The 23032-nt window shown below is 44.0% G+C and carries 18 protein-coding genes and 2 tRNA genes; 10 read left to right on the top strand and 10 right to left on the bottom strand.

Annotated elements, in window-relative coordinates:
* The first annotated feature begins 47 nt into the window (after positions 1-47).
* The 3 genes from kdsA (at position 48) to ybaK (ending at position 3378) form a co-directional block, all read left to right on the top strand.
* Positions 48-899 (top strand): 3-deoxy-8-phosphooctulonate synthase, encoded by an 852-nt coding sequence (kdsA, locus tag R7E29_RS13995; RefSeq protein WP_054576678.1) that lies wholly within the window; start codon positions 48-50, stop codon positions 897-899.
* Positions 900-1119: 220 nt separating this feature from the next.
* Complete coding sequence (gene ushA, locus R7E29_RS13990) at positions 1120-2802, top strand: bifunctional UDP-sugar hydrolase/5'-nucleotidase UshA (protein WP_054576679.1); 1683 nt, start codon at positions 1120-1122, stop codon at positions 2800-2802.
* 102 nt (positions 2803-2904) lie between these two features.
* Complete coding sequence (gene ybaK / locus R7E29_RS13985; protein ID WP_054576680.1) at positions 2905-3378, top strand: Cys-tRNA(Pro) deacylase; 474 nt, start codon at positions 2905-2907, stop codon at positions 3376-3378.
* 66 nt (positions 3379-3444) lie between these two features.
* Here the strand turns inward: ybaK and rluF are convergent, their stop codons facing one another.
* The 3 genes from rluF to R7E29_RS13970 form a co-directional block, all read right to left on the bottom strand.
* Positions 3445-4602, bottom strand: coding sequence for a 23S rRNA pseudouridine(2604) synthase RluF (gene rluF, locus R7E29_RS13980; RefSeq protein WP_054576681.1), 1158 nt, complete (start codon positions 4600-4602; stop codon positions 3445-3447).
* Positions 4603-4696: 94 nt separating this feature from the next.
* Positions 4697-5278 (bottom strand): DNA endonuclease SmrA, encoded by a 582-nt coding sequence (gene smrA, locus R7E29_RS13975; protein ID WP_005382233.1) that lies wholly within the window; start codon positions 5276-5278, stop codon positions 4697-4699.
* Between the two features lie 132 nt (positions 5279-5410).
* Positions 5411-5551: a DUF3149 domain-containing protein gene (locus tag R7E29_RS13970; RefSeq protein ID WP_005382236.1), complete on the bottom strand. Its 141-nt coding sequence runs from the start codon at positions 5549-5551 to the stop codon at positions 5411-5413.
* Between the two features lie 259 nt (positions 5552-5810).
* Here R7E29_RS13970 and R7E29_RS13965 point away from each other — a divergent pair.
* Positions 5811-5887: transfer RNA gene (locus tag R7E29_RS13965), tRNA-Pro, on the top strand.
* A 186-nt stretch (positions 5888-6073) separates the two neighbouring features.
* Here R7E29_RS13965 and R7E29_RS13960 read toward each other — a convergent pair.
* Positions 6074-6457: a hypothetical protein gene (locus R7E29_RS13960; protein WP_005384085.1), complete on the bottom strand. Its 384-nt coding sequence runs from the start codon at positions 6455-6457 to the stop codon at positions 6074-6076.
* A gap of 151 nt (positions 6458-6608) precedes the next feature.
* Positions 6609-7481: a TraB/GumN family protein gene (locus tag R7E29_RS13955; protein ID WP_054576682.1), complete on the bottom strand. Its 873-nt coding sequence runs from the start codon at positions 7479-7481 to the stop codon at positions 6609-6611.
* A gap of 494 nt (positions 7482-7975) precedes the next feature.
* On the opposite strand from R7E29_RS13955, the gene R7E29_RS13950 reads away from it, so the two are divergent.
* Positions 7976-10627 (top strand): beta-N-acetylhexosaminidase, encoded by a 2652-nt coding sequence (locus R7E29_RS13950; protein WP_054579500.1) that lies wholly within the window; start codon positions 7976-7978, stop codon positions 10625-10627.
* Positions 10628-11066: 439 nt separating this feature from the next.
* The gene (locus R7E29_RS13945) at positions 11067-11759 is read left to right on the top strand and encodes an oligogalacturonate-specific porin KdgM family protein (protein ID WP_005382004.1); all 693 of its coding nucleotides are present in this window, start codon (positions 11067-11069) and stop codon (positions 11757-11759) included.
* Between the two features lie 65 nt (positions 11760-11824).
* Here the strand turns inward: R7E29_RS13945 and R7E29_RS13940 are convergent, their stop codons facing one another.
* Complete coding sequence (locus R7E29_RS13940) at positions 11825-12274, bottom strand: DUF411 domain-containing protein (RefSeq protein ID WP_047102912.1); 450 nt, start codon at positions 12272-12274, stop codon at positions 11825-11827.
* A gap of 21 nt (positions 12275-12295) precedes the next feature.
* Complete coding sequence (locus R7E29_RS13935) at positions 12296-14992, bottom strand: heavy metal translocating P-type ATPase (RefSeq protein WP_054579499.1); 2697 nt, start codon at positions 14990-14992, stop codon at positions 12296-12298.
* Between the two features lie 478 nt (positions 14993-15470).
* On the opposite strand from R7E29_RS13935, the gene chiP reads away from it, so the two are divergent.
* The 4 genes from chiP to R7E29_RS13915 all read left to right on the top strand — a co-directional run bounded on the left by chiP (position 15471) and on the right by R7E29_RS13915 (position 20521).
* Entirely contained in the window at positions 15471-16592 is a 1122-nt protein-coding gene (chiP, locus tag R7E29_RS13930) for a chitoporin (protein WP_005382007.1), read from the top strand.
* A gap of 123 nt (positions 16593-16715) precedes the next feature.
* Complete coding sequence (locus R7E29_RS13925; RefSeq protein WP_005382008.1) at positions 16716-17312, top strand: DUF2057 domain-containing protein; 597 nt, start codon at positions 16716-16718, stop codon at positions 17310-17312.
* A gap of 177 nt (positions 17313-17489) precedes the next feature.
* Positions 17490-18917, top strand: a complete 1428-nt coding sequence (gltX, locus tag R7E29_RS13920; RefSeq protein WP_005384075.1) for a glutamate--tRNA ligase — start codon at positions 17490-17492, stop codon at positions 18915-18917.
* 641 nt (positions 18918-19558) lie between these two features.
* On the top strand, positions 19559-20521 hold the full coding sequence (locus tag R7E29_RS13915; protein WP_054576685.1) for an OmpA family protein: 963 nt from the start codon (positions 19559-19561) through the stop codon (positions 20519-20521).
* 116 nt (positions 20522-20637) lie between these two features.
* Here the strand turns inward: R7E29_RS13915 and R7E29_RS13910 are convergent, their stop codons facing one another.
* The 3 genes from R7E29_RS13910 to R7E29_RS13900 all read right to left on the bottom strand — a co-directional run bounded on the left by R7E29_RS13910 (position 20638) and on the right by R7E29_RS13900 (position 22809).
* The gene (locus R7E29_RS13910; RefSeq protein WP_005382011.1) at positions 20638-21144 is read right to left on the bottom strand and encodes a hypothetical protein; all 507 of its coding nucleotides are present in this window, start codon (positions 21142-21144) and stop codon (positions 20638-20640) included.
* A 279-nt stretch (positions 21145-21423) separates the two neighbouring features.
* A tRNA-Arg gene (locus R7E29_RS13905) sits at positions 21424-21500 on the bottom strand.
* Between the two features lie 175 nt (positions 21501-21675).
* Positions 21676-22809 carry a flagellar assembly protein FlgT gene (locus tag R7E29_RS13900; RefSeq protein ID WP_005382012.1) on the bottom strand — a complete coding sequence of 378 codons (1134 nt, stop codon included), beginning with the start codon at positions 22807-22809 and terminating at the stop codon, positions 21676-21678.
* Positions 22810-23032 lie beyond the last annotated feature (223 nt).

Below are 23032 nucleotides of genomic sequence, written 5' to 3'. Positions count from 1 at the left end.
CGATGTGCCGAACTGTGGCGTATCGTGGACAGAAAAAGAGAATCAAAATGGAACAGAAAATCGTTAATATCGGCGACATTCAGGTTGCTAACGACAAGCCATTCACCCTATTTGCAGGTATGAACGTTCTTGAGTCTCGTGATCTTGCGATGCAGATCTGTGAGCACTACGTAAAAGTAACGGAAAAACTTGGTATTCCTTACGTATTTAAGGCATCGTTTGACAAAGCAAACCGCAGTTCTGTTCATTCATACCGTGGTCCAGGTCTGGAAGAAGGTATGAAAATCTTTCAGGAGCTGAAAGACACTTTTGGTGTAAAGATCATCACGGACGTTCACACTGAAGCACAAGCTCAACCTGTCGCTGACGTGGTAGACGTTATTCAGCTTCCTGCATTCCTAGCTCGTCAAACTGACCTTGTTGAAGCTATGGCTAAAACAGGTGCGGTTATCAACGTGAAGAAACCTCAATTTATGAGCCCTGGTCAAGTGGGTAACATCGTTGAGAAGTTCACAGAATGCGGTAACGACAAGATCATCCTATGTGAGCGCGGTTCTTGCCACGGTTACGATAACCTAGTTGTAGACATGCTTGGTTTTGGTGTGATGAAAAATGCTTCAAAAGGTAGCCCAATCATCTTTGACGTAACGCACTCACTACAAATGCGTGACCCATCAGGCGCAGCATCTGGCGGCCGTCGTGAGCAGACAGTTGAGCTTGCAAAAGCGGGTCTAGCGACAGGCATCGCAGGTCTATTTATCGAAGCGCACCCAAACCCAGACCAAGCGCGTTGTGATGGCCCATCTGCACTGCCTCTAGACAAGTTAGAGCCATTCTTAGCACAAATGAAATCGCTTGATGATCTAATCAAGAGCTTTGCAGATATCGATATCAAGTAAACGCCAGATGACTGGTGGTAACAAATACTATAGCCAACCGAGTGTTGGCTATTTTTTTATCTGAAAAACTGTAAATTCTCAAACTTGTTACTGATGAATTTGTTATTGCTAAACAATGCATCATAATTATTAAATCAATGTGTTAGGGTGCACGTGGTTTTCAAATAGATCGAATTCCTAAAATGTGCGTCAGTAATCCCAATAAGAAAAAGGTAACTAAATGAATCAGCGTCTGATGATCAAAACTGTTTTGAGTGCCGCTATCTTGGCCTCGTTAGCTGGGTGTGCTACGCAACCTGCACCAGAATGGAATGCCGATACAACCTATAAATTGACCGTGTTGCACACTAACGATCATCATGGTCGCTTTTGGCAAAATCGATACGGTGAATATGGCATGGCGGCGCGTAAAACGTTAATCGATGATTTGCGCGAAGAAATACAGGCTGAGGGGGGCAGCGTGTTACTGCTTTCTGGTGGTGACATCAACACAGGAGTACCTGAGTCTGATTTACAAGATGCCGAGCCGGATTTCAAAGGCATGAGCAAAATTGGTTACGATGCGATGGCTCTAGGTAATCATGAGTTTGATAATCCATTGGACGTGCTATTCAAGCAGCAAGAGTGGGCAAACTTTCCGATGTTGTCTGCCAATATTTACGATAAAAATACTGGCAAGCGTTTATTCCAACCATACGCGATGTTTAAAAAGCAGGGCATTAAAATTGCGGTCATTGGTCTTACAACCGAAGACACTGCGAAACTTGGCAACCCTGAATTCATTGAACAAATTGACTTCCGTGACCCGAAAGAAGAAGCCAAGAAGTTGATTGCAGAACTGAAAGAGACAGAGTATCCAGATCTGATTTTTGCTGTCACGCATATGGGACACTATGAAAATGGTAATAGAGGCATCAATGCTCCTGGCGATGTGGCGTTAGCTCGTTATTTGAATGACGGCGATCTCGACATGATCGTTGGAGGACACTCACAAGAACCTGTGTGCATGGAAGGTCCAAACGTTATCAAAAAGAACTTTAAACCAGGTGATGAATGTCAGCCCGATAAACAAAATGGTACCTTTATTGTTCAGGCACATGAGTGGGGGAAATATGTGGGACGCGCCGATTACGAGTTTCGTAATGGCGAACTCTCGATGGTGAGCTACGATCTAATCCCTGTAAACTTGAAAAAGAAAATTAAAGTTGATGGTCAGTCGCAACGAGTTTTGATCCAAGAAGAGATTGAACAAGACGAAGCGATGCTTGAGTTTCTTCGTCCTTATCAAGAAAAAGGTCAGGGCAAACTAAACGTGAAGATTGCAGAATCTAACGGTAAGCTTGAGGGTGACCGCAATGTGGTTCGTTACCAGCAAACAAACTTAGGTCGATTAATTGCAACGGCTCACATGGAACGTGCGAAAGCAGATTTCGCCGTAATGAATTCTGGTGGTGTTCGAGATTCGATTGCTGCGGGTGATATTACTTATAAAGACGTGCTCACTGTTCAGCCATTTGGCAATATGGTTTCTTACGTTGATATGACGGGTAAAGAGGTATTAGATTATCTAAATGTCGTTGCAACTAAGCCTGTTGATTCTGGAGCTTATGCACAGTTTGCCGGCATTGCGATGAGTATCAATAATGGTGAGGTAACCAATGTGTTTATTGGTAATAAGCAACTTCGCTTAGATGGTAATTACCGCTTTACCGTACCAAGCTACAATGCTGCTGGTGGTGATGGCTACCCTAAAATCGACGATCATCCAGGGTATGTAAATACAGGTTTTACCGATGCTGAAGTTTTGAAGGATTATTTAGAAACACACAGCCCTATTGATGTTAATGAGTATGCCCCTTCAGGTGAAATCACGTATTTAGTTGATACGGCGATTGATCAGTAACCCAACAGAGAAAAAGCGATTGACTCAAACTCGCTGATATCATTAACTAAAAGCGCAGATCCAATTCAGTCTGCGCTTTTTGTTTTTATGAGGAGAATCTTGATGACTCCGGCCATTAATCTTGCGAAAAAGAAAAAAATTCCACACACCATCCATCAATATGAGCACGATCCTAGAGCCGATAGTTATGGTTTAGAAGCTGCTGAAGCGCTAGGACAGGATCCGAAAACAGTATTTAAAACCTTGTTGTTCTGCTTGAACGGGGAGCCAAAGAACCTTGCGGTTGCGATTATCCCTGTTGATCAAAAGCTGAACCTAAAACTGGCGGCGAAAGCAGCGAAGGGCAAAAAGGCCGATATGGCTGATCCGGAAATCGCCCAAAAGACCACAGGTTATGTCGTTGGTGGAATTAGCCCACTAGGGCAGAAGAAAGCCTTACCTACTTTTTTGCACGAAAGCGCAGCAGAGCAAGACAAAATCTGTGTGAGTGCTGGTAAACGTGGTTTAGAAATTGAGTTAGCCCCGAGAGATTTGCTGAGCTTAACTCGTGGTCAGTTTGCACCTCTTTGTTTGTAAACTCATGACAAATAAAAAGGACGCTCATGAGCGTCCTTTTTTGATCTTGCCTGTGTCAGTGAAGTGTTACTTCTTCAGACTCAATGTACCACCAGTGCGTTTAGCTGGTTTGCTTGGTTTCGCGGCATTTGGATTCATGTAATGCTGCTTAGGCTTACTCGGTGATTGAGGCTTGTTTGCTGAATGCGTATTGCTCGATGCATCTGGTTTACGGTGCGATTTACCATGCTCGCCTTGCGGTCTGCTGCGTTCACCTTGTGGTTTCGCTTTGTAATGTTCTTTAGCTGGACGTCCGCCTTCATCATCACGCTGACGACGCTTTTGTTGACCTTTTTTCGAGTTTGGTGCATGACGGAACTCATCAGCATTGTTACCGCGGAAAGTTCGTGTCTTCTGGTTACGACGAGCAGTAGAATCTTGGTTTTCTTCACGGCTATCAAACAGCTTCGCGTCGGTCGCTTTACGAATGTTGCGACCTCTAGAGTCTGTTTTTGATGCTTCTTCTGTACCTACAGAGCCTTCACACATTGCTAGGATCTCTGCCACTTCTTCGTCACTTAGGTAACGCCATTTTCCATTCGGAATACCATCAAGAGAGATATTCATGATGCGTACGCGACGCAGCTTGAATACTTCATAGCCCAGCGCTTCACACATGCGACGGATCTGACGGTTAAGTCCTTGAGTGAGCACAATACGGAAAGAGAATTTAGTTTCTTTCGTTACCTTACAAGGTAGGGTGACTGTGTCGAGAATCTTAACGCCACTCGACATCTGTTTGAGAAACTCTCCTGTAATTGGCTTGTCCACGCGTACGACGTACTCTTTTTCGTGGTTGTTGCCTGCGCGAAGGATTTTGTTCACGATGTCGCCATCGTTGGTCAAAAAGATCAGACCATCAGAGGGTTTGTCTAAGCGGCCGATCGGAAAGATACGTTTTTGGTGGCCGATGAAATCAACGATGTTTCCAGGGACGTCTCTCTCAGTTGTACAGGTGATGCCTGTTGGTTTATTGAGAGCGATATAAATCGGCTTCTCTTTTGCTGCCACTGGATTACCATCCACACAAACATCATCACCAGGTAGCACTTTTGTCCCCATTTCAGGTTTGTTGCCATTAATGGTGACACGGCCTTGCTCAATCAGTCTGTCTGCTTCACGGCGTGAGCAAAACCCCGTTTCACTGATGAATTTATTTAATCGTTTAGCGTTGTCTTGTGACATTTTTGTCTCCTAACGTTTCACAACGGCGAATGAAGCTCGCTTCCTTTAAGGGGAAGGAAGAATAAGGGCGGGCATTCTAGCATTAGGGTGAAATTTAGCCTAACCGTTTTTGGTGACGTTCGCGGGTTTCTAATTTCTTTTCCGCACTTTTTCTAAGTAGGACGTAAACGGCTCCAGTTCCACCGTGAAAGCGTTGCGCACTATGGACGCATTGGACTTCCTTTATTTGTCGTAGCCAACTGCTAACAAAGCTTTTCATCATTGCAGGTGGATTTGAGCGTTCTCCTCGACCATGGACGATAACGACCGTTCTAATGTCCATTGATAGGCATTGCTTTAAAAACGTCACGACTTCATCGCGTGCTTCTTTCAATGTTTTACGGTGCAAATCCAAGCGAGCTTGGATTGGATACTTACCAAGGCGAAGTTTGCGGTAAACCCCGTCCTGTACACCATCACGTTTGAACTCAACAAAGTCCTCTGGCTTGAGCATTTCAGCGTGATCAAGTGATAGGTATTCTGGGTCATCTTCCGTTAACCAGATTGCTGCTTCGCGTTTTGCGAGCTGTGCTTCTGTTACTTGGTGTACTTTTTTGTGTTCGGTGGTGTCTTGAGTGATTGGCTTTACATCGCCCATCATCTGTTGAAATAGATCAAAATCGTCGTCGTGAGACATAGCAGTAATCTCATTAAGAACAGGGAAGAATAATAGGATTATATCAATGAGTGGTGCATTGAGATCAAATAAAAAACCGGAGTAGGCAAGTAACCGACTCCGGTGCAAAGCGTTTCTAGAGCTAAGCGAGATCTAGTGAGGAGATTTGTCGTTCATGATCTTGTATATGAAGAAACCGCCGTAAAATAACATCAGACCAATTGCCCCAAAAATTACTATCATTGACGATAGACCCACTGCATTACCAAATAGGAGATCAAGCCAAAAGTCCATACGTTTCCTCCAAGATGTTCCCGACAGGAATAAACTAAATGGCGGTGTCTTGTTGCACACTGATCTGGATCAATTATGTTGCTAAGGTTAATAAACTGTATTTTGTTGTGAGTTATCAGTCACATTTTACGTGCTAGTGTTCAGTTATTCATCAAACGAATTAAGACCTAAGGTTTTTTTGTAAAAAGCACTTGCGCCACAGTTCAGAATCCGTAATATACGCATTCGTTGACGGGGACAATTCCTCAGTTAAACATCTCGGTGAATAGCGCAGCTTGGTAGCGCATCTGGTTTGGGACCAGAGGGTCGGGGGTTCGAATCCCTCTTCACCGACCACTTTCAGAAAGCCTGCTCAATGAGCAGGCTTTCGTCGTTTTTAGTGCTAGTAATTTTAGACTTCAATAGTATCGAACCAAATGGGGTTCGCTTGAAGTTAGAACATGGCTCTTCACCGACACGTATTGAGAGGAAGGCTCTACAGAAATGTAGGGCCTTTTCATTTTTTAAGAGCGAGTAAATTTATTACTTGATGTCACACGAGATAGTATTGATAGGAGTTTCAGAAGTAGTGAAACAGACATAAGCGGTCTTTGGGTGATTTGGCCCAATCTTGACGTAACCCGCTTTTAAATCGTCTTCATCAAACGTTACTGAGTGAGATTTGCTTGTATTTCCATCATAGTAAACCGCTTCAAAGCCTTGGTTCATCATATGTGCAACGCGATTTCGAGTGTGGGCTGTTGAAAACGTGATGTTCGCGCAACGCATCATTGGTTTTTCGGTAATAAGAAATTGACCACTCTCTTTATCTAAAACACCGCCTTTTACTTCCGGAGTTATATCAATAGCTTGAAAAGCTTCTACGTTGCATGGCGGTTTAGCATAAGACAGCGAAGAAGTGAGCATAATTCCAATCGTGTATAGGAATAAATATTTAAATTTCATATGAGTTGTTTTGTATCCACTTAGCTTAACGGCGTTTTATAAGAAAGTTTGAATGAATTTTAAATGGTTGTATTTAAATAATTGTATTTAAATGGCATTTTTCAAACAATCACTAGATATCACAATTTGCTTGGCGCGTCTTACCCAGTGGTTTGATGTTAAATCCCCGATTTTTAAGCAGTTCAATCAGGTTATCTTTACCTACTAAATGCAAGCCACCAACAACAACGGTGTAACGACCCGATTGCTGAGGTAGAACACTGCCAGTGTCGAGTTTTTTAGCCCAATCTCGATTACGCTCGTATAAAAAGGCTTGGTTAAACTCTTCTGTTGTATGATCGGTCAAAGAGGCTTCGACCAACATGCTACCATCACCACTCTTCCAACTCTCTATCAAGCATTGAACCAACTCTTCTCCGCCATCATATTCTTCAATTGATGAGAGAAGTATCTCTTTACCGCCTTCTGATTGACCTGCGATTAAATCGATTTGGAATTGCACGGACTCTAGTGGAATGACCGGGATTTGCTTTTTATCAGCGAGTCCTATTAAGTGCATGTCGACCCCTTTATCAGAGACATACCCCAGTTTGTTGACTAAAGCGAGTTGGATGGTGAATGCGGCCATCCAAGGTGGGGAATTTAGGAGTTGAGTTTCTGGCAAACCTAAATCTTGGGCAATTTCAATTAAGTGGCGACGTTGAGCTCTGTCTAAAACATCTTTAGAAAGAATGGTTGTTTGTGGGTAAACCAAGCCTTCAGAATTCCTGACGTCTGCTTCAATAATCAACCCTGTGCTTTGGCTTAAATGCTGGATGACCGTTCTAGGGAGTGGGTACATCGTTTTATCCCCCACATGTACCGAGCCAATAATCATAAGTTCGGTTTCCCCTTTTTTTGCTAACCAATGCTGTGGCTCTGCATAAGATGAAAAAGGAGTCAAAGTAACAAGTAGAGATGATATGAGCGTCAAGAGACGAAACATAGAATGGTCCTCAGATAAGATACCTTTAAACTTTATACGCAAAATAGCGTGAGGTTAAGTGCAATTTCTCCAGTGGGGTATTCGACAAAATCGTCATTTCTAAAAATATTGACGAGTTTTGACGACGAATAAATGAGAGTCACTTCACGAAAGGTAAATAGGTAATTCGCTTACTAATGGCTCACAAAATAATTAGGCGTGATCCAAATCTTACAAAATCAGTCGTAACTCATGAATATAAGTGACCTAGATCGCAGCAAACTCGTCAAAACAAGTTGTTCGATTTTGACGTGTATTGTAACTCCATGAAAATTAGGTTTTTATTATTTTTTCTGAGTGTCATTTTTTGAACTGGATCACTTCCTATTTCTATTTATTTTACGCTTAGAAATAACAGGTTGTATGTTGAATGTAACGGTTAGGCACCTCGCATTTGAGGGGCCGAGATTTTTATCATTGTCGTTTTGAACCACTGACTTTTTTGGGGAAGTAAGATGTTTAAACCTAGTCTGATTGCTGTTTCTGTTATCACTACATTAGCAGGTTGCTCTGCGCTGCAAAGCTCTGAACAACAAGTTGTAAATTCGTTGGCTAATAATCTTGATATTCAATACCAAGTGTTGACTAACCACGGTGCAAACGAAGGTCTTGCTTGTCAGGACTTAGGGGCTGAGTGGGCGTCTTGTAACAAGGTAAACATGACGCTGGTTAACCAAGGTGAAGCGGTTGACTCAAAAGATTGGGCTATTTACTTCCATAGCATTCGTCTGATTCTGGATGTTGAAAACGAACAGTTTAAAATCTCTCGCGTAACGGGTGATCTACACAAACTAGAACCAACAGATAAGTTTGATGGTTTTGCTGCGGGTGAAGAGGTTGTGCTTCCTCTTGTTGCTGAATACTGGCAGCTATTTGAAACTGACTTCATGCCAGGTGCTTTCGTTGCTGCACCAAATGCAGAGCCTAAGATGATCGCTTCTCTTAACACAGAAGACGTTGCATCTTTCGTGACTGGCCTTGAGGGTAACAACCTAAAACGTACGCCAGATGACAACAACGTATTTGCGAGCGCTGTGTCTCGTTTCGAGAAGAACGAAGATCTAGCAAAACAAGACGTATCAACCACGTTACTACCAACGCCAATGTCTGTTGAAGCAGGTAAAGGTACGGTAGATATCGCGGCGGGTATTGCGCTGCCTAAAGACGCATTCGATGCGGCTCAATACGCAGCAATTCAAGGTCGTGCAGAAGTGGTAGGTGTGGATGTTCGTGGTGATCTTCCTGTAAGCATCACTGTTGTTCCTGCAGACTTCACCGGTGAATTGGCAAAATCTGGTGCTTACGAAATGAGCATCAAAGGCGACGGTATTGCGATTAAAGCGTTTGACCAAGCAGGTGCTTTCTACGCAGTACAATCTATCTTTGGCCTGGTAGATAGCCAAAATGCTGATTCTCTACCACAACTGTCTATTAAAGATGCGCCGCGTTTTGATTACCGTGGTGTGATGGTGGACGTGGCTCGTAACTTCCACTCTAAAGACGCAATTCTTGCAACGCTTGACCAAATGGCCGCGTACAAGATGAACAAACTACACCTTCACCTAACGGATGATGAAGGCTGGCGTTTAGAAATCCCGGGTCTGCCTGAGCTGACTGAAGTGGGTGCTAACCGTTGTTTCGATTTGGAAGAGAAAAGCTGTTTACTGCCTCAGCTTGGCTCAGGCGCAACGACAGACAACTTTGGCTCTGGCTTCTTCAGCAAAGCAGACTACGTGGACATCTTGAAGTACGCGAAAGCGCGTAACATCGAAGTGATTCCTGAAATCGATATGCCAGCGCACGCACGTGCAGCAGTGATATCAATGGAAGCACGTTACGACCGTCTGATGGAAGAAGGCAAAGAAGCCGAAGCGAACGAGTACCGCCTGATGGACCCTCAAGATACATCGAACGTAACGACGGTTCAGTTCTACAACAAGCAAAGCTTCATCAATCCATGTATGGAATCTTCCACTCGCTTTGTTGATAAAGTGATTTCAGAAGTAGCAGCAATGCACCAAGAAGCGGGCACGCCGCTAACAACATGGCACTTTGGTGGTGACGAAGCGAAGAACATCAAGCTAGGCGCTGGTCTGCAAGACATCAACGCAGAAGACAAAGTAAGCTGGAAGGGTAACATTGATTTGTCTAAGCAAGACAAGCCATTTGCACAATCTCCACAATGTCAGACGCTAATTGCAGACGGTACGGTAAGCGATTTTGCTCATCTACCAAGCCACTTTGCAGAAGAAGTGTCGAAGATGGTGGCAGAGAAAGGCATTCCAAACTTCCAAGCTTGGCAAGATGGCCTTAAGTACAGCGAAGGTGAGAAAGCGTTCGCAACAGAAAACACACGTGTTAACTTCTGGGACGTTCTTTACTGGGGGGGCACATCATCAGTGTACGAATGGTCTAAGAAAGGTTACGACGTTATCGTTTCTAACCCAGACTACGTGTACATGGACATGCCGTACGAAGTTGACCCGAAAGAGCGTGGTTACTACTGGGCAACACGTGCAACAGATACTCGTAAGATGTTTGGTTTTGCACCAGAGAACATGCCTCAAAACGCAGAAACTTCTGTAGACCGCGATGGTAACGGCTTCACTGGTAAAGGTGAAATCGAAGCGAAACCTTTCTACGGTCTATCAGCACAGCTTTGGTCTGAGACAGTACGTAACGATGAGCAATACGAGTACATGGTATTCCCTCGCGTACTAGCAGCCGCTGAGCGTGCATGGCACCGTGCTGATTGGGAAAACGACTACAAAGTGGGTGTTGAATACTCGCAAAACTCTAACCTAGTAGACAAAGTCGCGCTAAACCAAGACTACAACCGCTTTGCGAACGTACTTGGCCAACGTGAACTGGCTAAGCTAGAAAAATCAGGTATCGACTACCGCCTGCCTGTACCAGGTGCGAAAGTAGAAGATGGCAAGCTAGCAATGAACGTTCAGTTCCCAGGGGTGAAGCTTCAATACTCTCTAGACGGCAAGAACTGGCTAACTTACGCAGATAATGCTCGTCCAAATGTGAAAGGTGAAGTGTTTATCCGTTCCGTGTCAGCAACTGGTGAGAAAGCAAGTCGAGTGACCAGCGTGAAATAACTCAATTCTTGTAAGTTAATTTTTTGGCAAAGCCTCAACCTCATGTTGGGGCTTTCTTTATTTTTTGAGGAAATTAAGCGTGATCGATGTCTAATTATTTTTCATTAATAAATAAGTTTTTGGTTGTAATGGTCAAGGTTATTGTGAACTGGATCGACTTAATCTGCTAAATATCAATAAATTATCTGTTTACGATCACACTTCTATTTTTTGAATAATTTTATAAAAATACGATAAGTGCCTGTATTTTCCATGTTTTTATCAGGGTTGTTGAGCTTCGGTTTGAACAAGATCACTTTTTAAAATGTTTTATTTTTCATCGCGAATTAATTGAAACAATATTGCGAACGCCAAGGAGGCACATTCCAAAGTTTGCGATAAAAGGGAAGAGATGTCCTCTAAAACTATCGCATAACGTGAATAAATAAAGGCAGTAATTATGAAAAACATTTTTGCACTGAGTGCTCTTTCTCTCGCTTTCGCTTCTAGCGCTTTTGCTGGTTCTTCTTACGTAACAGGTAATGTTCAATTCCACGATGATGGTCGAATTCATGGTTCGGACGTTACGTCTACACTGGAAGCTGGTCATACTTTTGATAACCAATTCGGCGGCTTTACGGTTTACACCGAATTTGATGGTATTCAGTTGGGTAAACTGGAAACAGAAAACGGTGGCGCAGGTAACACAACACCAGCAATCACTGTGGGTGGTGAGCAGTCATTTAATATTACCGATCATTTATGGGTTGCCGCGGGTTACCAACACCTGTTCTCTGCTGGCGAGAACGTACAGTACCGTCCATTGGTTAAGATCGGTTACAACTTCGATAACGGCATCTCCTTAAGTAACCGTACTCGTGCGCACATTGATGCGACAGACGCAGATGCGGATACAGATTACCGCATGGACAACCGCATCGGTTACGTGATGAATGAGGATGTGACGCTAAGCTACAACAACGTCTACATGATTGAAGCGGAAACCATGGACCACGAGCTTCGTGCAACGTGGACTCGTAAAGGTGTTCAACCTTACTTTGAGTTCCGTAGTCAAGCACACGGTGCAGAAAACGCGAGTGGTGACAGCCTAGTGAATAACGCTTTTGTATTTGGTGCCTCTTACGGCTTCTAATTTTATATTTGTCTTAACTGTCCATTAAGAAAAAGCCCAACGGTTTATCTCGCTGGGCTTTGTTTTTATTGGTCGTTGCCTTCGTGGTGGCTATATTCGAACACTTGGCCTTTTTCGTTAAAGGCGTAAACGGTGTAGCTGTCTTTTTTGTCGCCATATTCCATACCAGGGGAGCCCATTGGCATGCCCGGTACTGATAGGCCTTTTGCGTTACGTGGTGGATTTTTCAAAAACGCTTTAATGTCTTCGGCTGGAATGTGACCTTCGAACAGATAGCCGTTGATCTCTGCCGTGTGGCAAGAGTAAAGCTGTTCGTTCTTGATGCCTAGCTCGCGTTTGATGGCGTTCATGTCATCGTGCAATTTTTCTTCGACCGTAAAGCCGTTCTCTTCCATGTGTTTTGTCCATTCTCCACAACAGCCACAGTATGGCGATTTGTGGTTAATGACATCGGCTGCCAATACGTTGGCGGACACGGTCGCAAGCATTGCAAAGGTCAATAGTTTCAACTTCATAATACCCTCAAAAAGAAGTGGTTACTTTACTGAAAACAGTCGTAGTCGATTTGCATTACTAACGACAGTAATTGAAGACAGTGCCATTGCCGCTCCTGCGACAACAGGACTGAGCAAAAATCCAAACGCTGGGTAAAGCACACCTGCGGCAACTGGAATACCCAACGAGTTGTAAACAAAGGCACCAAATAGGTTTTGCTTCATGTTCTTAAGTGTAGCGCGAGAGAGTTCAATCGCATGTACTACCGCCATTGGTGACGTGTTCAGGATGGTCATTTGCGAACTTTCAATGGCGACATCACTGCCGCTACCCATGGCAATACCAAGGTTGGCTAAGGCGAGAGCAGGGGCGTCGTTAATGCCATCCCCCACCATTGCCACGACATGTCCTTGAGATTGAAGTTGCTCAATGTGCTGAGCTTTCTCATCTGGCATTACTTGGGCAATCACTTCATCAATACCAAGTTCTTGGCCGATAGCATTGGCAACGTGTTGGTTATCGCCCGTCAGCATTACCGTTTTGATGCTTTGCGATTTTAATGCAGAGAGCGCTTGTTTCGCATCTGATTTGATCGGGTCGGCAATGGCGATCAGGCCGATCAGTTCGCCGTTCAATGCCACAGCTACCGGAGTCCACGCATTTTTTGCGCATTCATCGATGGCAGGTTTTAGTGCGCTAGTCTCGACGTTCTCTGCTTGCATAAATTGAAGCGAACCAATGAGCAGCGGTTTATCTTGATACGTCGCCCAAATGCCGCGCCCGCGAACGTTCTCAAACTTGTCTAATGAGACACCCTTTGCGTCGTGTCGTTTGGCGTAATCACATACCGCTTTTGCCAGTGGGTGCTCAGACTGACGCTCTGCCGCATACGCTAAAGCCAATAGATCTTCTTGGCTGGTGGCGTGAGTAAACACTTGCTGAACGCTAGGTTTACCTTGGGTAAGCGTGCCAGTTTTGTCGAATACAACCGTGTCGACTTTGCTTGCCAATTGAAGGGCGTCGGCGTCTTTGATCAGAATGCCGAGCTCTGCGGCTTTACCCACTCCCACCGTGACAGAAAGTGGGGTTGCTAAGCCTAGAGCGCAAGGGCATGCGATGATCAGGACGGTTGTGGTGACCACCAGCATATAACTCGCTTTTGGCTCTGGGCCAACGGCAAACCAAACGAGCGCGGCCAGTATTGCTATGCCAACAACGACAGGGACAAACACCGATGAAATCTGGTCTGCCAGTTTCGCGATGGCTGGCTTACTGCTTTGCGCTGTGCGCACCATGCGGATGATACGAGCCAGCATGGTATTTGCGCCAATGCCCGTTGCCTCAATGACTAATCCACCATCGGTATTTAATGTCCCAGCAGACACTTGAGCCTCTTGCGCTTTTAACACTGGTACTGGTTCACCAGTGAGCATCGACTCATCAATGTATGATTCACCTTGAATCACAACACCATCAACAGGCACTTTCTCGCCTGGTTTGATACGCAGTTTCATGCCTAGCGTGATTTGCTCAACCGTTATTTGTTGATCGCCTTGTTCCGTGATTACCGTAGCTTGCTGAGGTTGCAGGTTAATCAGAGCTTGCAATGAGCGTGTTGTGTTTGCTTTGGCTTTTGCTTCTATATAGTGACCAAGAGAAATTAAGCCGATGATCATTGCACTCGCTTCAAAGTACACGTGGCGTGAAGCAAGAGGGAACCAGCCTGGGAAAATCACCACAAGCATCGAATAGAACCACGCTGCGCCAGTACCGAGCGCGACTAACGTGTCCATGGTGGCGCGCTTGTGAGTAGCAGCTAACCAAGCGTTACTGAAGAAGTGTTTCCCTGCTGTGGCAAGAAGGAGTAAACATACGATACCGATCACTCCCCAAGCTAATTGGTCGTTGGTGTTGCGAATCATCATATTGCCGCCAGCAACGCCCCAAATCATTAAAGGGGCTCCGACGACAAGGCCAGCAATAGCATCCAGTTTAAAGCGTTTTTGTTGCTGACGTTGTTGCTGTGCTTGCTTTTCTTGCTGGGTTGCGGCGTCTTGTAGGATCTCTGCTTGGTAACCGGCTTGTTTTACCGATTCAACAATTGCGTTAAGGAGGTCATCAGAGTCTTGGCTTGCGAATACTAGTGCGCTTTGTTCTGCAAGGTTGACCTGTGCTTTCTCAACACCTTCCACGTTAGTAAGTGCTTTCTCTACTGAAGATACGCAACTCGCACACGTCATGCCTTGAATCAGCATTTGCAATTGAATACTCGCTGGTGGCACCTGCGTATCTTTAATATTGCTTTGCTGTTCTACCTGTTCGGTCTCTGGTGAGCTTTCGTTTTCTACTTCAACAGAATCAAGGTTGGCGGTATAGCCGAGTGTTGCTATTAAGTCGATCACTTGTTGCTCGGAGAGGAGGGTACGAATCTCTAAGTGCGTTGTTGAAGCCTCAAAAGAAATAACGTCTTGATTAGATTCTAATAAAGATGAAAGTTTTTTGACGCAACCGCCACAGCTTAAGCCTGAAAGGTTTAGTTCGTAGTGATTTCCTGCTTGGTAACCAAGAGATTCAATCGACGAGACGAGCTCTTTAAGAGAAGACTCGGTTTTGACCTCTACTTGCGTCGGGGACAAATTGAGGATCTCCACATCGTGATTCGCATGTAAAGCATTCTCAACTTTTCTCGCACAGCCCATGCAGTTGAGCCCTGATAAAGGTATAACTAACTGATACATAATCTGCACCTCAATAGTAGTGATGCTATGAGCTTAAACCTTCCTGCAAGGGTAAGGTCAATACCCATTTGCTACTCACAACAATTTCGTCAAAATCTCTCGAATCCCACAAGTGCACGGTCATTTTACTTGCGAGTGATCTCAAGGTTTTTTCTCTTTGAATATAAAGTTCCGTTAAAACACCTAAAAGATGAATGAAGTCGCTCACGTTTTTTAGATGCTCTCAATGTCAGTTCAGTGTCAAAACGTACTTTTAACGTTTTTTATTTTTTATATTTGATTTTAACTAATTGTTTTTTATTGATTTATTTTATTTTTGATCTTCTCATTTTGAAGTCGCTCAGATTGCTGTAGGGAAAGTTTTTTAGTGCGAAAAAAGTTTGTCATATTTGCCCCGTCCAAACACTGTTTCAAGTTCCTGCCATGTCCTAGTTAGTGAATTTGAAAATGGAAAAAACTAAAAATATAGGGGTTTATAATGTCTTACCTAAAGAAAAGCCTACTTGCCACGGCAATTACCGGCATGATGTTCAGTGGTGCTGCATTTGCTGATGGTGCAAACAGTGACGCAGCAAAAGAGTTTCTAACCAAAGATTCATTTTCTTATGAAGTTTACGGAATCATCGCGATGCAGGCCGCGTACCGCGATTACGATTCTGGCAGCAAAGCAACGGACGATGATTTGGGTGGCATGCAGCTAAACAACGAGTCTCGTATTGGTTTCCGTGGTAAAAAACAATTTGCTAACTTCGACCCTACTTTTATTTGGCAAATCGAAGGCGGTTATGTAGACCCTAGCTTTGGTGGCGAGGGCGCAGGTCTTGGTGAACGTGACACATTCGTCGGTTTTGAAAGTGCATCTTGGGGGCAAATTCGCCTGGGTCGTGTTTTGACACCTATGTACGAATTGGTTGACTGGCCAGCATCTAACCCTGGCCTCGGCGATGTATACGACTGGGGTGGTGCTATTGGTGGCGCCAAGTACCAAGACCGTCAATCAAACACTATCCGCTGGGACTCTCCAATGTTTGCTGACAAATTCTCCCTAGATATCGCAGCTGGTGCAGGTGATAAAGCAGGTCTAGGTGAAGGGGATGACTACTGGGGTGGTATCGCAGCACACTACAAAATTGGTCCTATCCAGTTAGATGCGGCATATGAAGGTAACCGTAATATCAAGATGGAAAGCCAAACGTGGGAAAACAACACGTACTTGGTAGGGGCACAAGGCTGGTTTGATAACGGGATCTCTTTCTTTGCGCAATACAAATACATGGAAGCGGACGCAAGCAATGGTGTGAGTGAAAAGCAAGATGCAATGTCTGCCGCTATCATGTACACCACGGGTGATTGGCAATACAAACTGGCTTACGCCGCTAACTTTGATCTAGAGCGTGATGGTAAGAAAATTAACGATACAGCGGACGATGTGTTATCAGCACAAGTTATGTATTTCGTAGACCCATCGGCAGTGCTGTACGTACGTGCTCGTACTCTAGACTTTGGCGACGGTGCGTCTCAATTAGATAAACCAACAGAAGCACGTTGGAAGTCTGCTGACTACGACGAGTTCTCTGTAGGTGTTGAATACTACTTCTAATTAAAGAAGCAGCTAAAAGGGCGGAAACGCCCTTTTTATCTTGATACTTATTCAAATAAGCCTTTGAAATGACTGGCCTGTAAATTTTAGAGGCTTATCTAAATTGGTATAAAGTGAGAAACCATGATGAAAAAAACAACGACACTTCTCGGACTTTGCGCAATGCTTTCGGCGCCAGCTTTTGCTGCTCAACTCACTCTGCAATCTGAATTAGTTCCTCGCGTTCTCAACGGCGAGTTCGTCTACCCTGAGTGGATATCCAAGAACAACAGCATCGAGTTAAAAGATGGGGAAAACCAATTAGCGGTAACGGTTGGACAAATCGTATTTGAAGATGGAAAGCGCCGTAAATTCGATTCGCAGCCGCTGGTATTAGAGTTTGATGCAGAAAAAGACACCGAGCTTTCTCTGACTTATCAAACATTCCGTACTATTGAAGAGGCGAGAGCCTTCGAACTCGATCCTAAAGTGGTATTGAAAGACAAAAACGGAAAAGAAGTGGCATTCTCTATGGTTCAACTTCGTAAAGGTGGTTTGCAAGGTTTTCGTGATTACGAACGAGAAGTTGCCGACTATAATAACGCAATGAATAAAGAATCGACTAAGGCAAGCATTGCGTCTTCTCCAGCGGAAACCAAAACAATCAAAGCATCGTTTAATGAATTGAGCCGTGAAGAGCAGCAAGAATTTATGCAATGGGCAATGCGTAACCTGAAGTAATTTCGTCTCGTGCTTTAACAGTAAATAGCAGGGCTGTGCCTTTTTGGTTCTGCCCTGTTTTTATTTCTGTTGTCAAACCGATTGTAGAATTGACTTACGGTGGTAAAATGTCGCCACTTTTATCCTTGACATTACAACGAGAGATCTCTCGTTGCTCATTACCCCTAAGGAACTCAAATGACGGTTAAAACTCGTTTTGCTCCTAGCCCAACTGGCTATCTACACGTTGGTGGTGCGCGTACTGCACTTTACTCTTGGCTATACGCTAAAAACCAAGGTGGTGAATTCGTTCTACGTATCGAAGATACAGACCTTGAGCGTAACTCTCAGGAAGCGGTTGATGCAATTCTTGAAGGCATGGAATGGCTAGGCTTGGAGTGGGATGAAGGTCCTTACTACCAAACTCAACGTTTTGACCGTTACAACGAAATGGTTGATAAGCTTCTTGCTGAAGACAAAGCTTACAAATGTTACGCGTCTAAAGAGCTGCTAGATGAAATCCGTGCAGAGCAAGAAGCAAATAAAGAAATGCCTCGCTACGATGCTAACCATCCAAAAATCAAAGCAGCAAACGAAGCGGCAAAAGATGGTGATCCATGTGTTATCCGTTTCCGTAACCCGAAAGAAGGCAGCGTAGTATTTGATGATCAAATCCGTGGTCGCATTGAAATCCGCAACGATCAAATGGATGACCTAATCATTCGTCGTACAGACGGTTCACCTACTTACAACTTCTGTGTAGTAGTGGATGACTGGGACATGGGTATCACTCACGTTGTTCGTGGCGAAGACCACATCAACAACACGCCTCGTCAAATCAACATCTACGAAGCACTAGGTGCGCCAGTACCTACATTTGCACACTGTGCAATGATCCTGGGTGATGACGGCGCGAAACTGTCTAAACGTCACGGCGCTGTATCAGTCATGCAATACCGCGATATGGGTTACCTGCCTGCGGCACTAAACAACTACCTAGTGCGCCTTGGTTGGTCTCATGGTGACCAAGAAATCTTCTCTCAAGAAGAGATGATCAATCTATTTAGCCTAAACGCAGTATCTAAGTCAGCGTCTGCTTTTAACACTGACAAACTGCAATGGTTGAACAACCACTACATCAAGAACTCAGATCCTGCGTACGTTGCTGAGCATCTACAATGGCATCTAGATCAACAAAAACTAGACGTAACGAATGGTCCTGCTATTACTGACGTGATCAAGCTGGTGGGTGAGCGTTGCAACACACTAGTTGAGCTAGCTGAGCAAATCCGTTACTTCTATGAAGATTTCTCTGAGTTTGAAGCGGGCGCAGCGAAGAAACACCTGCGTGGCGTGGCTAAAGAGCCTCTAGAACTTGCATTAGCGAAAGTGGAAGCACTAACTGAGTGGACGACAGCGAACATCAAAGATGGCGTTATCGCAGCAGTATGTGAAGAGTTGGAAATCGGCATGGGCAAAATCGGTATGCCATTACGTGTTGCTGTTACAGGCGGCGGTCAGTCTCCTTCTGTCGATGCAGTAATGGAGCTGGTTGGAAAAGAGCGTTGTATTGCTCGCATTAAGATGGCGCTTGAGTTCATTGCTGAGCGTGAAGCAAACGCATAATTGCTTTGAACTGAACGTTCTTTTTGAATAAATAGTCACAAAGCCGCGGTGAGCAACCGCGGCTTTTTTGTATCTTCAATTTAGATAACGAGAAACTTTCTCTCATATTGGTGAATGAAGAGATGGTTTCAACTGTAATTTACCTCAATATGGATAAGATTTTTTAATCCAAATATCGTTGGCGTGAATAAAAAATGAGCGATTATATATCAAATATCTGATTGATTTTTATCCATGTTCCTTAAAGTTCCATTTTATTTGTCTCATTTTTAAGAAAAGTCTTTGCTTTAGCTATGTTGTTCTAAAAATTAAAGCAAACGTTTGCGTCGTGATTGCGTGGGGATTTTTTTGCTTAAGATCACATGTTGTCGAGATTTTTGATGACAATAAATTGACAGAATTGGGATTTTTCTCGCGATTTCTTAGCGTTATAGTTCGTCCCGTCAGCGATACCGAGATGGCGATATGTATCACTGAACAGGAAATGTACGTAAGTTGCTTCCATAAAAAAAATGCATGTGCATAAAAAGAAGCTGACTAAGTATCTCACTCAAGGAATGAATAAAAAGAATTGAAATACAACGTCAGTCAGACGGCGCATTTCGGCATCTAACAAAAGAACTTCTTTAGAGGAATCAATAATGAAAAAATTAGCAGCGGTAATTTCAGCGTCTCTACTTATGGCTTCAGCAGCACAAGCAGAAGTATACGTTGGTGGTAAGATGGGTAAGTCATGGATGGAAGACGCGTGTGTAGCGGGCCAGGCTTGTGACAAAGACGATTCTACTCTTGGCGCTTTTGTTGGTTACGAAATGAATAAATACTTCGCAGTAGAAGCGGGTTTCGACAACATCGGTGATTTTAACCAAACTTCTTTCGGTGGCCACGTAGAAGCGATCACTCTTGCTCCTAAATTTAGCCTACCAATCACTGAAGACATCGCACTTTACGGTAAAGTGGGTGGCGCTTACGTAATGTTTGATGGCAAAGATGATTACTCTTACCTAGGCGCGGCTGGTCTTGAATTCAACCTAAGCCAAAACGTAACAGCTCGTGCGGAATACCAAACACTGACTGACATCAGCAACGATGTAACTCGTGCGACAGGTAACACTGCAACACTAGGTGTTTCTTTCAAATTCGGCGGCAACGATGAGCCAGTAATCGTAGAAGAGCCAGTTGTTGTAGAAGAAGTGGTTGTAGAAGAAGTGGTAGAAGAGCCAGTTGTAGTTACGAAAACATTCGAAACTCAAACAATTGGTACAGGTAGCTTCGATCTAAACAGCACAACTCTAAAACCAGAGAGCGCTGCAAAACTTGATAACCTAGTTGCTTTCCTAAACGAGCACCCACAAGCGAACGTTGAAGTTGTAGGTTACACAGATACGTCTGGTCCAGCAGCTTACAACCTAAAAGTTTCTGAAAAACGTGCTGAGTCTGTTGCTAACGCACTCGTTGAAAAAGGTATTGATTCATCACGTATCCAAGCTCGTGGCGAAGGTGAAAGCAACCCAATCGCTTCAAACGACACTCGTGAAGGTCGTCAACAAAACCGTCGCGTAGAAGTCGTTGTTCCAGAATTTGAATACCAAGTTCAGCAATAAGCTCCTATTCGACCGTAGTATAGAAGACTGAAGCTGAAAGCCCCAAAGAGTTCGCTCTTTGGGGCTTTTTATTTCTCTTCAAAAAAACTGACTGAAATGTTCAAAGTGGCCAGGTATTACTTAAGATCAATGCTGTTTAAACGCCCCATAAATGTCAGGATCTCCAAGTTATCTTTATGTGCTTCTAACAACGCTTTTTTGGTTTGCATGTAGGCGGCAAGTTTGCCGTACTTACTAATAGAGCGAACCACCGTTTTATATTTATACTCGCCGTCATCATTGAACTCTCGCCACTTGGCGATGTAACACGTATCTCGGTTGTCAGGGTTTTCAAGAGTAGGGTTAGGCTTGTGAACGATTTTAGGCTCAACGCTATGTGGAAGCCTAGTCATTAGGTAAGGGTCTTTCAAAAGACGTCGCCAGAATTTGCCCCACATTTGCCGGCCTAACTCGTTTCTCAGCTTAATGGCTTTTTGTAAGCCTTTCTTTTCTCCAATACGAACAAATCCTACCGAGCGGTGTAGTACCGTATCCTCGGGGGTATGGATATGTATCTTAAAGGCTGTCTTGCCTTTAGAAATAAAGCGGTGTCCAGTGTTAGTTATTAAATTGCTCTTAGACATAGTGCTAACTAATAATTTTATTAATAGCTAAAAGGGTAAGCAAAACTCATAGATAATTAAAGTAATAAAATACAAAACTGTAAATAGGGCTTGTTGAAATGATTTCAAGGGGAAGAAGTCAGATCAGTAGAAGACTTTATCCCGTAACCGAAACACCTGATCCGATCATATTGATTACTGGGAAGATTACCTAACACGATGTACTAGGGGGAGCAGTGCGAGGCTTGAAATTGAAGATACAAAAAAGCCTTAGCTCAAGTGGGAGCTAAGGCTATGATATGGCGCCCCCAGTAGGATTCGAACCTACGACCTGTCCCTTAGGAGGGGACTGCGCTATCCAGCTGTGCCATGGGGGCGTAATACCAATAGTTGCAGTTCATTGCACTGTTTTACTGAGTTCAAATCTAGCAATCTACCAGATCTGTATCAGCATCACGTTGAACGATTCGCTACGGTCATTGGTATAATCAAATAAGATGCGCTGCCTATGATATTCAAAAGTGAGCATATCTCAAGACTTAATGTTTGCTTTTATAGGATCTTGTTCATTACGTCGCCAATTTGAACGCTAGATGCTAAATTTGGCTGATCAATCGTCAGTTCCGCTTCGTGTTCATATATGCGTGATACCGTTAATGTAATTTCGCTTTGCGAGACTTTGTTTCTTGGCAATCCATTTTGGTCGATAAACGACGCGGTGTGCCAAAGCTGCAATTTGTCTCCCTCTTTTACGCCGTGCATACGGCCGAGATCCATCGTTACGGTATTACCGAAGACTGCCACAACCTCTGGCAATGTAATTTTGCAAGACAGCTCCGACTCCAGATCCAACATAATATTGCGACTAACGCGAAGCATCATCTCGCCATAGGTCGATGCCCAAAAACGTGCACTACGAGTGTCCACTTGACTCGTCTTAGCAAATGGCCAACGCGCGACCTCACGGTAGGCTTTGTTGAAGATTTCATGGCCAGTTTTACCATCAAATACTTTCATTTCTAACGCAAACTGACGATTGATGATGTCATCTTGCAATAGTTGAGATTCGACCGTTGCAGTGAGATCGGTTATGACCCCTCCAATGATGTATTGTGCGCCATTGTCTTGTGCGATCATTTGAGTGCGAGCAGGATAGTTGCTGCTTATTGAGTAGTCCGTTGTACCAACAGACACAAAGCTGCGTGAGGTTTGATCAAGTTGACGGTTCACTACGTGGCTAAAATCGTCACCAACTTGATAAATTTGTCCCATCACTGCTTGTTGTGGTGATGCGACCTCAATATTGCCGACCAGCATTGTCTTTTTGTATTGATCGGTGTGGCAACCCGTTGCCGATGGATAAATATCAACGCGGATTTTTACCTCGACTTTACCGCGACGTTTGCGTTCAGACTCGACCAAAATGTAACGGACTTCATGATTGGTAAACTGGTATTCGTTGCGGCTTTCTTCTAATAGCGGCATCAAGTTGCTAATACTGCCAATATCTGCGCCCGAAAAATTGACGGCTTTGAACAGCGCGTCTTCCAACGCATGGAGCCTTGCCGTCTCTTCTGAAGAAACGATGGTGGCAACGCCTGTGACTTCATACCAAGATGCCATGACCTTAAAAGGCACAAGCATCACTAAAGTGATTGAAAACAGACTGTTTAATATTTTTTTCATTGGTTACAACCGTTCGGGTATAAATATTGCTTTAACAAATTCAGTGAAGTTTGGTGGGTTTTTCTTCGTTAGGCAAACAAAGAAAAGCAAAGACTGTTCCAATATTCACTTTCTTGGAAAGGAATTAATAAAGAACGGTATCACCTAAGATTATCTGGAGAATCAAACCATGAAAAAGTGGCTTGTCGCCGCATCGATGATGACGCTTCTGACATCGTGCGCG

The organism is Vibrio sp. Vb1729, from assembly GCF_033338655.1.
GTDB lineage: Bacteria > Pseudomonadota > Gammaproteobacteria > Enterobacterales > Vibrionaceae > Vibrio > Vibrio alginolyticus.
The sequence above is the reverse complement of the archived record's forward strand: the minus strand, read 5'-3'. Positions and strand labels throughout refer to the sequence as shown.

Coding starts and splice junctions, on each gene's coding strand:
- kdsA (WP_054576678.1), top strand. CDS start 48: ATGGAACAGAAAATCGTTAATATCGGCGACATTCAGGTTGCTAACGAC.
- ushA (WP_054576679.1), top strand. CDS start 1,120: ATGAATCAGCGTCTGATGATCAAAACTGTTTTGAGTGCCGCTATCTTG.
- ybaK (WP_054576680.1), top strand. CDS start 2,905: ATGACTCCGGCCATTAATCTTGCGAAAAAGAAAAAAATTCCACACACC.
- rluF (WP_054576681.1), bottom strand. CDS start 4,602: ATGTCACAAGACAACGCTAAACGATTAAATAAATTCATCAGTGAAACG.
- smrA (WP_005382233.1), bottom strand. CDS start 5,278: ATGTCTCACGACGACGATTTTGATCTATTTCAACAGATGATGGGCGAT.
- R7E29_RS13970 (WP_005382236.1), bottom strand. CDS start 5,551: ATGGACTTTTGGCTTGATCTCCTATTTGGTAATGCAGTGGGTCTATCG.
- R7E29_RS13960 (WP_005384085.1), bottom strand. CDS start 6,457: ATGCTCACTTCTTCGCTGTCTTATGCTAAACCGCCATGCAACGTAGAA.
- R7E29_RS13955 (WP_054576682.1), bottom strand. CDS start 7,481: ATGTTTCGTCTCTTGACGCTCATATCATCTCTACTTGTTACTTTGACT.
- R7E29_RS13950 (WP_054579500.1), top strand. CDS start 7,976: ATGTTTAAACCTAGTCTGATTGCTGTTTCTGTTATCACTACATTAGCA.
- R7E29_RS13945 (WP_005382004.1), top strand. CDS start 11,067: ATGAAAAACATTTTTGCACTGAGTGCTCTTTCTCTCGCTTTCGCTTCT.
- R7E29_RS13940 (WP_047102912.1), bottom strand. CDS start 12,274: ATGAAGTTGAAACTATTGACCTTTGCAATGCTTGCGACCGTGTCCGCC.
- R7E29_RS13935 (WP_054579499.1), bottom strand. CDS start 14,992: ATGTATCAGTTAGTTATACCTTTATCAGGGCTCAACTGCATGGGCTGT.
- chiP (WP_005382007.1), top strand. CDS start 15,471: ATGTCTTACCTAAAGAAAAGCCTACTTGCCACGGCAATTACCGGCATG.
- R7E29_RS13925 (WP_005382008.1), top strand. CDS start 16,716: ATGATGAAAAAAACAACGACACTTCTCGGACTTTGCGCAATGCTTTCG.
- gltX (WP_005384075.1), top strand. CDS start 17,490: ATGACGGTTAAAACTCGTTTTGCTCCTAGCCCAACTGGCTATCTACAC.
- R7E29_RS13915 (WP_054576685.1), top strand. CDS start 19,559: ATGAAAAAATTAGCAGCGGTAATTTCAGCGTCTCTACTTATGGCTTCA.
- R7E29_RS13910 (WP_005382011.1), bottom strand. CDS start 21,144: ATGTCTAAGAGCAATTTAATAACTAACACTGGACACCGCTTTATTTCT.
- R7E29_RS13900 (WP_005382012.1), bottom strand. CDS start 22,809: ATGAAAAAAATATTAAACAGTCTGTTTTCAATCACTTTAGTGATGCTT.